Origin of the sequence: Kitasatospora sp. NPDC048407, assembly GCF_043200475.1 — a bacterium.
Taxonomy (GTDB): Bacteria; Actinomycetota; Actinomycetes; order Streptomycetales; family Streptomycetaceae; genus Kitasatospora.
The window spans coordinates 228,379-238,438 of the sequence record NZ_JBICXW010000011.1 but is presented as its reverse complement, the minus strand read 5'-3'; the positions used below and the strand labels follow the sequence as shown (position 1 = coordinate 238,438).

The following is a 10,060-nucleotide window of genomic DNA, read 5'->3' as shown; positions in this document are numbered from 1 at the left end:
TGCCGCCGAAGCGCCCTCGTACTGGGTGTACTTGGGTGCTTTGGCGGTGCGTCCAGGCGGGATGCATCGGGCCGCGACGGGGCAAAGGTTGCCTGCCGCGGCACTAGACGAGGCGTCGCCGAGGGCCTGTCCAGCCCGGCCGCGAGGCCGTCAACGGGCCGTCAGGATCTCGACCCCGTCGGCGGTGAGGCGTTCCAGGGCCGGGTGGGTCGGGGGGGCGTCGGTGATCAGGCCGGTGATGCGGTCCCAGGGGAGGACGCGGAAGGGGGAGGCCGCGCCGATCTTTTCGGCGGAGGCGAGGATCCAGGTTTCGGCGGCGCGGGCGGCGAGGGCGCGTTTCATGGCGGCCTCGTCGGCGTCGCCGGTGGTCAGGCCGGCGTCGGGGTGGACGCCGGTGACGCCGAGCAGGCAGAGGTCGGCGGAGACGTTCTGAGCGGCCTCGACGGCGGCGGCTCCGCAGGCGACTGCGGAGTGCTTGAAGATCCGGCCGCCGAGCAGGAAGAGTTCGGCCCGCGGGTGTTCGAGCAGGGCCGCCACCACGGTGGGGCTGTGGGTGATCACGGTGCAGTCGAGGTCGGGCGGGAGCAGGCCGGCCACGGCGAGCGCGGTGGTGCCACCGTCCAGGATCACGGCGCTGCCGGGACGGACGAGTTCGACGGCCGCGGCCGCGACCCGGCGTTTGCCGTCGGGGGTCACCGACTGCCGCTCGGCGTAGCCGGCGGTGGCGGGCGAGGCGGGGAGCGCGCCGCCGTAGACCCGCTGGCAGAGTCCTTCGGCGGCGAGGTCGCGCAGGTCGCGGCGGATGCTGTCCTCGGAGATGCCGAGGTCGGCGGCGACGTCCTTGGCCACCACCTTGCCCTCGCGGGCCAGCAGGGCGAGCAGGTGGTCGCGCCGTTCAGCAGCCAGCATTTCTCGTTCTCTCCTGTTCTTGCACGTTTCTGCGTGTATGGTAACGCCCCATGACCGACACCGACACACCCATGCTCGTCCTGATCGCCGGACCGTACCGCTCCGGCACCGACGGAGACCCGCAGGCGATGGCCGCCAACCTGGCCCGGCTGGAGGCGGCCGCCTGGCCGGTCTTCGCGGCCGGACACCTGCCGGTGATCGGCGAGTGGATCGCGCTGCCCGTGCTGCGCTCGGCCGGCGCGGGGCCCACCGACCCGCTCGCCGACGAGGTGCTGTACCCGGCCGCCGACCGGCTGCTCGCCCGCTGCGACGCCGTGCTCCGGCTGCCCGGCGACTCGGCCGGCGCCGACCAGGACGTCGCCACCGCCCGCCGCCGCGGCCTGCCGGTCTACCACGACGTGTCCGAACTGCCGCGCCGCGCACCGCAGGTGGCCCGATGAACGGACGCCCGGGCATCGACGTGTCCGAACTCCCGCGCCGCGCACCGCAGGTGGCCCGATGAACGGACGCCCGGGCATCGACGTCCCCGACCACCGCGGCCGCACCGGCCTCGACCGGGCCGGGCGCGACCTGCGCGGCAATCCGGACGTGGTGGTGCGCCAGGTCGAACTCACCTCGCAGGGCTGGCACGTGCTGCGCCGCACCACCTTCGACCACCGCCGCCGCGACGGCCGCTGGACCACCGAGCAGCGCGAGACCTACGACCGCGGCAACGGCGCGGTGGTGCTGCCGTACGACACCGAACGCGGCCGCGTCCTGCTCACCCGGCAGTTCCGCTTCCCGGCGTACGTCAACGGCCACCCCGACGGCATGCTGATCGAGGCCGCGGCCGGCCTGCTGGACGACGACGACCCGGTCACCGCGATCCGCCGGGAGAGCGCCGAGGAGCTCGGCGTCGAACTCGGCCCGCTCACCCACGTGTTGGACGCGTTCATGAGCCCGGGTTCGGTGACCGAGCGGCTGCACTTCTACGCCGCCCCCTACCGGCCCGCCGACCGCACCGGCCCCGGCGGCGGGCTGGCCGAGGACGGCGAGGACATCGAGGTGCTCGAACTCCCCTTCGCCGAGGCGCTCGCGATGACCCGGGACGGGCGGATCGCCGACGGCAAGACCGTCCTGCTGCTGCAGTGGGCGGCCCTGCACGGGCCGTTCGCGCCGCCGCCGGTCCGTTGATCCGGCGCCCTGAATCGTGCAGAAACGTGCAGGGCGCTCGGCAGCAGGCCGCTCAGCTCGGTGATGCGGCGAAGTCCTCGGCGAACAGCGCGAGCAGCACCACGTCGGTGGGGCGGCCGGCGAGCAGCACGTGCCGGCGCAAGCGGCCCTCCTCGGTGAAGCCGAGGCGGTGCTGGAGCTCCAGCGAGGGGTGGTTGTGGGCGAAGACCCTGGCGGTGGCCTTGAGGTAGCGCCGCTCCTCGAACTGGTGGCGGATCACCAACCGGGCGGCCTCGCCGGCGTAGCCGCGGCGGCGGTGCTCGGCGGCGATGGTGATGCCGTACTCGAACCAGCCGTTGCGCGGGTCGGCGCGGTGGACGCCGATCGAGCCGACGGGGGTGCCGTCGGTGCGTGACTCGACGATCAGGACGTAAGTGTCGCCGGACGGGTCGGCGGTGGCGTGCTCGCGGGCGAAGGCCTGCCAACCCTCGGTGGAGCGCGGCGGGTTGAGCAGGTCGCCGAGGCGCTCCTCCTGCTCGGACAGGCGGGCCAGCAGCGGCCCGTCCTCGGTCTCGACCGCCCGCAGGCGTATGCGTTCACCCAGCCAGTAACTCGTCATTCGATCTTCGTACCACTCGCCGCGGCAGCCCGTCCGGCCGTTCCGCGAACCACCGCAGCTCGCCAAAACGCCCCGCCCGGCGGCACCTGGTGCCTAGAATCGGCCCCGCCCGGCGCGCGTACCGAGCAACACCCGGACGCCCCCGGCCAGTTGACAGCACTTCGAGGCGAGGGGCGGGCGATGTCGGGCGAGGAGATACCCGGGGCGCGGGAGGAGTTGCAGCGACGCGGCGAGCGGCTGTACGCCGAATTCGCGGCGGTGCTGGAGGCGTTGGCGCCCGGGGTGGCGCCGCCGGCCGTGCTGCCGGAGTATCCGGACATCACCGCGTTCGGCAATCCGCTGAGCTTCGCCCACCACCGTCAGGTCGTCCTCGACCCGCAGCCGGCCGACCCCGGCCTGCTGGCCCGGGCCGAGGCCGAACTCGCCGACTGGCAGCGGACGGTGGAGCACACCGAGACCGGCTCGGCGGTACTGCACGCCCGGCGGGACGGAATGACGATCCGGCTGCACATCAACCCGGTGCGCGGCCTGACGCTGTGCCGGGCCGATCTGGAGCCGATGGCGCTGTACGAGCCGGAAGTGTTCGTCCGCCCCGAGCCGCTGCTCGCGCCGGAGGACGTCCAGCCGGGCTACGAGCTGTGCCCGGAGTGCGAGGGGCGGTGCGCGTGCGACCGCTGCTGGGGCCGGGGCTGGGTGATGGGCGGCGTCACCTGGGGCGGGCGGACCGACGGCCGGGTCCGCTGCGGCGACTGCCAGGGCAGCCGGACGTGCCCGTTCTGCCGCGGCGCGGGCGAGCGGCCCGCCCGCTGAGCTCCCCCGGAAAGATTTCCGCGCCGACCCCGTGACATTCTCGGCATCCCGTCACGTCTGACGGGTGAACAAGATGCACGGCCGGGGAGAACATCGACGTGGCAGGAGCAGCAGTGCGCAGCGGCGACCTGGAGTACGCGGAGTTCGCCGCCAACCGGTCGGCCCCGCTGTACCGTTCGGCGTGCCTGCTGACGGGTGGTGACACCCACCTCGCCGAGGACCTGGTGCAGGAGACGCTGAGCCGCATGTACGTGGTGTGGCGCCGGCCGGGGCGGCTGTTCGGCGGCCGGGCGATAGAGAATCCGGCGGGCTACGCGCAGGGGGTGCTGTACCGGCAGTTCATCGACCACCACCGGCGGCGCAGTTCGCGCGAGCGTCCGACCGCCGATCTCCCCGACCTGCCGGACCCGACGGGCGACGACAGCACCCTGCGGATGACGCTGCTCCAGGCGCTGGCCCAACTCGCGCCGCGGGACCGCGCGGTGCTGGTGCTGCGCTACTGGGAGGACGTCAGTGTCGAGGAGACGGCGACGATCCTGCGCTGCCGCCCGGGCGCGGTCCGCTCCCAGTCCTCGCGGGCGCTGGCCCGGCTGCGGGTCCTGCTGGGCGACGGCCTGACCGACCTCGCCGCGCACTGACCACCGCCGGCACCGCCCCTGTTCTTTCCTTTTCGTTCCCGGAGACGGTGATCACGCATGCCCGCACTGCCCGAGCAAGACTTCGAGGACCGGCTCTGCCAGGTCTTCCGCGAGACCGGGGACAGCTTCGTCCCGGACACCCCGCTGCTGGCCATGGTCGGCGCGGCCCGGGGCCGCCGCCGCCACCGTCGCCGGCTGGCGCTGGGCTCGGCCGCCGCGGTGCTGGCCGTCAGCGGGGTGACCGCGGTCGTCCTGCCGAACGCCCTGTACACGGACAGCGTCGGCCCGGCGGCGTCCGTCGCGCCCACCCCGGCGGACTCGCGTCCGTCCGACGCGGGGATCCCGGAGGAGGCGCACCTGGTGTCGGCGGTGGCGGAGCGGCTTCCGGCGGGCCTGCGGATCGTCCGCTCCAACGGTTCGACGTTCGGCGCGACGCTCGCCCCGTTCGGCTCCGCGAACGCGCAACTGACCCTGGAGGACGGCCGGGGGCCGAGCCTGCTGACGCTGGACATCACGAACACCACCGGGTGGGGACCGGCGCACTCGTGCGCCGGCTACGACATCGAGGGCGTGACGTGCGTGCAGACGGCCGAGGACGACGGCACCAAGGTGGCCGTCACGCAGTGGACCGGCGCGGACCCGGGCCCGGCCCCGCACAGGTACTCCGAGGTGCAGGTGGACGCCCCGGACGGGACGCGGGTCACCGCTACCTCGTTCAACTCCGCGACGCACGCCGGGGATTCGACCCGGCCGGACCCGCTGCTGACCGTCGACCGGCTCCGGACGCTGGCCACCGACCCCGGCTGGCGCACCTTCAAGGCGATGCTCCGACCGGCAGTCACACCCAAGGACCCGCCCGAGCGGGCGCAGCAGCCCGACCTGTTGCCGGCCGGCCTGCAGGTGGTGTCCAGCACCGGCCCCGGTGGCCCGATGCAGCGGACGATGCTGGCCGCCGGCGACCGGATGGTCGAGCTGACCGTGGTGGAGGAGCAGGCGGAACCGTCGGTGGAGGCCTGGTTCGCGGACGCCCCCGCGCAGCCGGACGGCACCCGCGTGCGCAGTGTCACCGGCCGCCCCGTCCCGAACGCCCAGGGCGCCACCGAGACGATCGTCGACGTGCTGGGCCGTGACGGCCACCGGGTCCGCGTGACGGCGGTCAACCCGGCGGGCGCGGGCTCGCCCGACGCGGGCCGGCCCCCGCTGCTGACGCTCGAGCAGCTGACCGCGATCGCGACCTGCCCGGGCTGGACGGTGCCGCACCCGAAGTGAGCCGCGCCCGCCGGCCTCGGGTCAGTACCGGTAGCGGAGCGCCTCGACGATCTCCCCCGGCCCGAGTTCGGCGAACCGGGCGATCTCCGCCTCCCGGACGTCGATCACCGACTGCCACAGCGACTCCCCCATCGCGGCGCGCAGCACCTCGGACTTGCGCAGCGCGTCGACGGCCTGGCCGAGGGTGGTGGGCAGGCGTTCGGCGACGCCGTCGGGGTCGCCGGTGGTCTCGGCGGGCAGGTGGAGCGCGTCGCCGAGGCCGGCCAGGCCGGCGGCCAGCACGCCGCCGACGGCCAGGTAGGGGTTGGCGGCGGCGTCGAAGCACTTGACCTCGGCGTTGGCCTGTTCGGGCGCGGAGCCGGTGATCAGCCGCAGCGCGGCCTCCCGGTTCTCCAGCCCCCAGCAGCGGTGCGGGCCGGCCCAGTGGCCGGGGACCAGCCGCAGGTAGCTGGCCACCGACGGGGCGCCGAGCGCGAGCAGTGCGGGCAGTTCGGCCAGCACTCCGGCGAGGAACGCCTCGGCCTCCCGGGTGAGGCCGTGCGGGCCGCTGCCGCCGTGGCCGAGGTTCTGGCCGTCGCGCCAGAGGCTGAGGTGCAGGTGGCCGCCGTTGCCGACGCCGCCGGGGGTGGCGACGGGCGCGAAGCTGGCCCGCAGGCCGTGCCGCAGCGAGACGGCCTGCACGGTGTGCCGGACCAGCAGGGCGGTGTCGGCGGCCTCGACCGGGCCGCTCGGGGCGACGGACAGTTCGAACTGGCCGTCGCTGTACTCGGGGTGCAGTTGGAGCACCGTCAGCTTCTGTTCGCGCAGGGTGCGCAGCAGGTCGCGCAGGTAGTCGCTGTTGCCGATCATCCGGCGCATGCCGTACGCGGGCCCGGCCTCGCCGCCCTCGACGATCCACTCGACCTCGATGCCGGCCTGCACGGTGAGTCCGCGTTCGGCCAGCGCCTCGACGGTGCGGCGGGCGAACTGCCGCTGGCAGCCGGGGTGCGGCTCGCCCTGCTGGGTCCAGCGGTCGCCGGGCGCCCAGGCCCAGCCGGGCTGGGCGGCGAGCCGGCGCAGCGCGGCCAGGTCGGGGACGAGCCGCAGGTCGCCGAGCGCGCTGCCGGACGGGGCGAGCGAGTCGTCGACCAGCATCTGGTCGAAGCAGGGCGAGGCGCCGACGCCCCACCGGGCGGCGCTCTCCAGGCCGCGGACGGGCACGGACTTGACCCGGGTGACGCCGGCGTTGTCGACCCAGCTGACGATCACCCCGTCGACGCCCTCGGCCTCGATCCGGGTGGCGGCCAATCGGGCCTCGGCGGCGCGCTCGGTGCGCGGCTTCACGGTGCTCATGCGCCCATGCTGGCCTGCGGCGATGCGGCGCCCGGGCGACTCGGCCGAGAGGTCACCCGTCCGTGGAGGTTTCAAACGTGATGCGAGTCACATCGAATGATGAAATTCCGGGGACCAAGTCCCCGTTTGAAACCCTGTCCAAGCAGAAACGGGGAGTCCCTCCCCGCTCTTCCGGAACCTCTCCGCCCGCTCGAAGGGAGCACCGCACCATGACCACCGTCACCGCTCCCCGCCGGCGCGCGGACGCCACCCGCAACCGGGCGCGCATCGTCGCCGCCGCCCGCGAGGCCTTCGTCGACCACGGGGCGATGGCCCCGCTCGACGAGATCGCCCGCCGGGCCGGCGTCGGCAACGCCACGCTCTACCGGAACTTCGCCGACCGCCGGACGCTGATCCACCAGGTGTCGCTCGCCGTCATCGACCGGATCGTGGCGCACGCGCACGCGGCCACCGCCGAGGAGCCCGACTCCTTCGCCGCGCTCAGCCGCTTCGTGCACGCCGCCGCCGACGAACGGATCGGCGCGCTGTGCTCCCTGCTGTCCGGCACCATCGACCCGCACGACCCCGAACTCACCGACGCCCGCGCCGAGATGAAGCAGGCCACCGAAGACCTGATCACCCGCGCGCAGGCCGACGGACTGCTCCGCACCGACATCGGGGCGGGCGACCTGGTGGTCGCCGTCGCCCAGCTCACCCGCCCGCTCCCCGGAGCCGACTGCCTCGACCTGCACCCGCTGGTCCACCGTCACCTGCAAATCCTGCTCGACGGACTGCGCACCATCTCCCCGTCCGCCCTGCCCGGCCACGCCGTGACCATGGAGGACCTCAGCCAGCGCGCCTGAAACCCCGCCGTTCCAGGCCGCCGACCCCCGGCACTCCCATTCTTCCGACAGGCGCCCGACCGGGCAGCCTGCCAGTTTTCGCTTGCTTCGTACGCTCTCGCACTCACAGGTGGGTACCTCCATGTCCGAAACCCTCCAGCCGGATCCGCGCCGCTGGAAGGCGTTGATGTTCATCGCGCTGGCCCAGTTGATGGTCGTCCTCGACGCGACCGTGGTGAACATCGCGCTCCCGAGCGCCAAGGAAGACCTCGGCTTCGCCGACAGCACCACCCAGTGGGTCATCACGGCCTACGCCCTGGCCTTCGGCGGACTGCTGCTGTTCGGCGGCCGGGTCGCCGACCTGTGGGGCCGCCGCCGGACCTTCATACTCGGCCTGGTCGGCTTCGCCGCGGCCTCCGCGATCGGCGGCGCCGCCGTCAACACCGCCATGCTGCTCGGCGCCCGCGCCCTCCAGGGCGTGTTCGGCGCGCTGCTCGCCCCCGCCGCGCTGTCGCTGCTCGCCGTGATGTTCTCGGACGGCAAGGAGCGCGCCAAGGCGTTCGGCATCTACGGCGCGGTGGCCGGCGGTGGCGGCGCGCTCGGCCTGATCCTGGGCGGCGCCCTCACCGAGTACCTGAACTGGCGCTGGACCTTCTACATCAACATCCCGTTCGCGGCGACCGCCATCGCCGGCGCGGTCCTGGTCATCCGCGAGCCCGCCGGCAGCCTGAACCGCAACCGCCTCGACATCCCCGGCGTACTGCTGGTCACCACCGGCCTGGTCTCCCTGGTCTACGGCTTCACCCGCGCCGAGAGCGCCGGCTGGACCGACGGCTCCACCATCGGCCTGTTCGTCGCCGCCGCCGTGCTGCTCGCCGCGTTCGTCGTGGTCGAGAGCCGGGTCAAGGCCCCGCTGCTGCCGCTGCGCGTGCTCACCGACCGCAACCGCGGCGGCGTCTACCTCTCGCTCGGCATGGCCGTGATCGGCATGTTCGGCCTGTTCCTCTTCCTCACCCTCTACATGCAGGGTGTGCTGCACTACAAGCCGGTCGTCAACGGCCTGGCCTTCCTCCCGATGGTGGCCGGCATGATCACCGGCTCCACCCAGATCGGCGCCCGCCTGATGACCCGGGTCCCGGCCCGCTACCTGATGGCGCCCGGCTTCCTGGTCGCCTCGCTCGGCCTGCTGATCCTCACCCGGATCGAGGTCGGCACCTCCTACTGGCAGATCCTGCCCGGCCTGATCCTGATGGGCCTCGGCATGGGCACCGCCTTCATGCCCGCCATGAGCCTGGCCACCTACGGCGTCCAGCCCCGCGACGCGGGCGTCGCCTCCGCGATGGTCAACACCTCCCAGCAGGTCGGCGGCGCGATCGGCACCGCCCTCCTCAGCACCGTCGCCCACAGCGCCGGCACCGAGTGGGCCAAGGCCCACGCCGCCACCGCCACCGACCCGCAACTGTTCGCCCTCCAGGCCCAGGTCCACTCCTACTCCACCGCCATCTGGTGGGCCGTCGGCATCCTGGCCCTGGCCTCCCTCACCGCCTTCACCCTGATCAACGCCGGCAAGCCCGAACACCACGAGTCCACCTCCGAGATCGAGGACGCCGTCCCGGTCATGGCGCACTGACCCCCAACCACACACGAACGGCCCGCCCGGAAACCCTCCGGACGGGCCGTTTCGCGTGTCAGCGGACGAATTCCTTGAGGACTTCGGTGTCGAGAGTGACGTTCACCGGTTCCGGCACCTCCACGGTGTGCCCGTGGGTGAGGGTCACGACGCTTCCGTAGCGGCCACCCCCGGGCTCGCTGAACACCGTGACGGCCCCGGCCTCCCGGTCGACCAGAAGGAAAACCGGGATGCCGGCCTTGGCGTAGGCCACCGGTTTCTCCTCCCGGTCACACCTGTTGGCGTGCGGATCGTGGGAGGTCACCTCGACCGCCATCAGCACCTCCGCCGGATCGGACCACTCCCCCTGGGCGGCGAACGCGCGCCGGTGGGCAAGCACTGCGTCGGGTTTGGTGCGGCAGTCACCGGAGAGCAGCACGCGCCGCCCGGGGTGGAGGCGGAGATCCGGCCGCTGCGTCATGCAGCACTCGATCAGCCACATGACGATCTCGGCGTGGTCGCCGTCGGGCATCGGCTTGACCCGGAGCTTTCCGGTGACGAACTCGAATGTCACGTCATGTCTCTCCGCCGCTTCCGCGATCGTTTCGAACTGGCTGGGGAACATCTGCGGACGTTCGCTGGTCATGCGGGCAAGGTAGGGGCAACCGCCGTCGCGCGAAGCGCGTTTGCCTCTTCCTACCCGCCAGTAGCTGGGCTACAGTGTCGGCACGCGCCAGCGCCGGGCTTCGGGAGCCGCACCGGGCGGTTGCGTTCTTCTCTCTGTGTGCGCGTCGGCGTCGCTTCATGATCTGTCGGAGCGCCTGAGCACCACGGCACTGCCCCTCGACGGAACCGGAGCGGACCGGTCCGTAGCGCGGGGTCGCCGCTGTTCTTCTTCCGT

Annotated in this window: 11 protein-coding genes; 7 read left to right on the top strand and 4 right to left on the bottom strand. The window is 73.2% G+C overall.

Going from position 1 to position 10,060, the window contains the following annotated elements; all coding sequences use genetic code 11:
• Positions 1 to 150: 150 nt before the first annotated feature.
• The gene (locus ACGFWJ_RS21820; protein ID WP_392952002.1) at positions 151 to 909 is read right to left on the bottom strand and encodes a DeoR/GlpR family DNA-binding transcription regulator; all 759 of its coding nucleotides are present in this window, start codon (positions 907 to 909) and stop codon (positions 151 to 153) included.
• A 50-nt stretch (positions 910 to 959) separates the two neighbouring features.
• Here ACGFWJ_RS21820 and ACGFWJ_RS21815 point away from each other — a divergent pair, with 50 nt between their 5' ends.
• Positions 960 to 1,349 (top strand): DUF4406 domain-containing protein, encoded by a 390-nt coding sequence (locus ACGFWJ_RS21815; RefSeq protein ID WP_392951999.1) that lies wholly within the window; start codon positions 960 to 962, stop codon positions 1,347 to 1,349.
• 58 nt (positions 1,350 to 1,407) lie between these two features.
• Positions 1,408 to 2,082 (top strand): NUDIX domain-containing protein, encoded by a 675-nt coding sequence (locus ACGFWJ_RS21810; RefSeq protein WP_392951996.1) that lies wholly within the window; start codon positions 1,408 to 1,410, stop codon positions 2,080 to 2,082.
• 52 nt (positions 2,083 to 2,134) lie between these two features.
• On the opposite strand, the gene ACGFWJ_RS21805 is transcribed toward ACGFWJ_RS21810, so the two are convergent.
• Entirely contained in the window at positions 2,135 to 2,680 is a 546-nt protein-coding gene (locus ACGFWJ_RS21805) for a GNAT family N-acetyltransferase (RefSeq protein ID WP_392951993.1), read from the bottom strand.
• Between the two features lie 180 nt (positions 2,681 to 2,860).
• Here ACGFWJ_RS21805 and ACGFWJ_RS21800 point away from each other — a divergent pair, with 180 nt between their 5' ends.
• The 3 genes from ACGFWJ_RS21800 to ACGFWJ_RS21790 all read left to right on the top strand — a co-directional run bounded on the left by ACGFWJ_RS21800 (position 2,861) and on the right by ACGFWJ_RS21790 (position 5,397).
• Complete coding sequence (locus ACGFWJ_RS21800) at positions 2,861 to 3,490, top strand: hypothetical protein (protein ID WP_392951991.1); 630 nt, start codon at positions 2,861 to 2,863, stop codon at positions 3,488 to 3,490.
• A gap of 98 nt (positions 3,491 to 3,588) precedes the next feature.
• Entirely contained in the window at positions 3,589 to 4,128 is a 540-nt protein-coding gene (locus ACGFWJ_RS21795) for a SigE family RNA polymerase sigma factor (RefSeq protein ID WP_387646155.1), read from the top strand.
• A 57-nt stretch (positions 4,129 to 4,185) separates the two neighbouring features.
• Positions 4,186 to 5,397, top strand: coding sequence for a hypothetical protein (locus ACGFWJ_RS21790; protein ID WP_392951988.1), 1,212 nt, complete (start codon positions 4,186 to 4,188; stop codon positions 5,395 to 5,397).
• A 21-nt stretch (positions 5,398 to 5,418) separates the two neighbouring features.
• On the opposite strand, the gene ACGFWJ_RS21785 is transcribed toward ACGFWJ_RS21790, so the two are convergent.
• The gene (locus ACGFWJ_RS21785; protein WP_387646161.1) at positions 5,419 to 6,729 is read right to left on the bottom strand and encodes a glutamine synthetase; all 1,311 of its coding nucleotides are present in this window, start codon (positions 6,727 to 6,729) and stop codon (positions 5,419 to 5,421) included.
• A gap of 209 nt (positions 6,730 to 6,938) precedes the next feature.
• On the opposite strand from ACGFWJ_RS21785, the gene ACGFWJ_RS21780 reads away from it, so the two are divergent.
• Positions 6,939 to 7,571, top strand: a complete 633-nt coding sequence (locus tag ACGFWJ_RS21780) for a TetR/AcrR family transcriptional regulator (protein WP_392951985.1) — start codon at positions 6,939 to 6,941, stop codon at positions 7,569 to 7,571.
• A gap of 121 nt (positions 7,572 to 7,692) precedes the next feature.
• Positions 7,693 to 9,180 (top strand): MFS transporter, encoded by a 1,488-nt coding sequence (locus tag ACGFWJ_RS21775; protein ID WP_392951983.1) that lies wholly within the window; start codon positions 7,693 to 7,695, stop codon positions 9,178 to 9,180.
• A 58-nt stretch (positions 9,181 to 9,238) separates the two neighbouring features.
• Here ACGFWJ_RS21775 and ACGFWJ_RS21770 read toward each other — a convergent pair whose 3' ends face one another.
• Positions 9,239 to 9,805: a Uma2 family endonuclease gene (locus ACGFWJ_RS21770; protein ID WP_392951980.1), complete on the bottom strand. Its 567-nt coding sequence runs from the start codon at positions 9,803 to 9,805 to the stop codon at positions 9,239 to 9,241.
• Between the last annotated feature and the right edge of the window lie 255 nt (positions 9,806 to 10,060).

Excerpts from the sequence above, each read along its gene's own strand:
- ACGFWJ_RS21815 (WP_392951999.1), top strand. The coding sequence starts at position 960 with ATGACCGACACCGACACACCCATGCTCGTCCTGATCGCCGGACCGTAC.
- ACGFWJ_RS21780 (WP_392951985.1), top strand. The coding sequence starts at position 6,939 with ATGACCACCGTCACCGCTCCCCGCCGGCGCGCGGACGCCACCCGCAAC.
- ACGFWJ_RS21810 (WP_392951996.1), top strand. The coding sequence starts at position 1,408 with ATGAACGGACGCCCGGGCATCGACGTCCCCGACCACCGCGGCCGCACC.
- ACGFWJ_RS21800 (WP_392951991.1), top strand. The coding sequence starts at position 2,861 with ATGTCGGGCGAGGAGATACCCGGGGCGCGGGAGGAGTTGCAGCGACGC.
- ACGFWJ_RS21775 (WP_392951983.1), top strand. The coding sequence starts at position 7,693 with ATGTCCGAAACCCTCCAGCCGGATCCGCGCCGCTGGAAGGCGTTGATG.
- ACGFWJ_RS21820 (WP_392952002.1), bottom strand. The coding sequence starts at position 909 with ATGCTGGCTGCTGAACGGCGCGACCACCTGCTCGCCCTGCTGGCCCGC.
- ACGFWJ_RS21770 (WP_392951980.1), bottom strand. The coding sequence starts at position 9,805 with ATGACCAGCGAACGTCCGCAGATGTTCCCCAGCCAGTTCGAAACGATC.
- ACGFWJ_RS21805 (WP_392951993.1), bottom strand. The coding sequence starts at position 2,680 with ATGACGAGTTACTGGCTGGGTGAACGCATACGCCTGCGGGCGGTCGAG.
- ACGFWJ_RS21785 (WP_387646161.1), bottom strand. The coding sequence starts at position 6,729 with ATGAGCACCGTGAAGCCGCGCACCGAGCGCGCCGCCGAGGCCCGATTG.
- ACGFWJ_RS21790 (WP_392951988.1), top strand. The coding sequence starts at position 4,186 with ATGCCCGCACTGCCCGAGCAAGACTTCGAGGACCGGCTCTGCCAGGTC.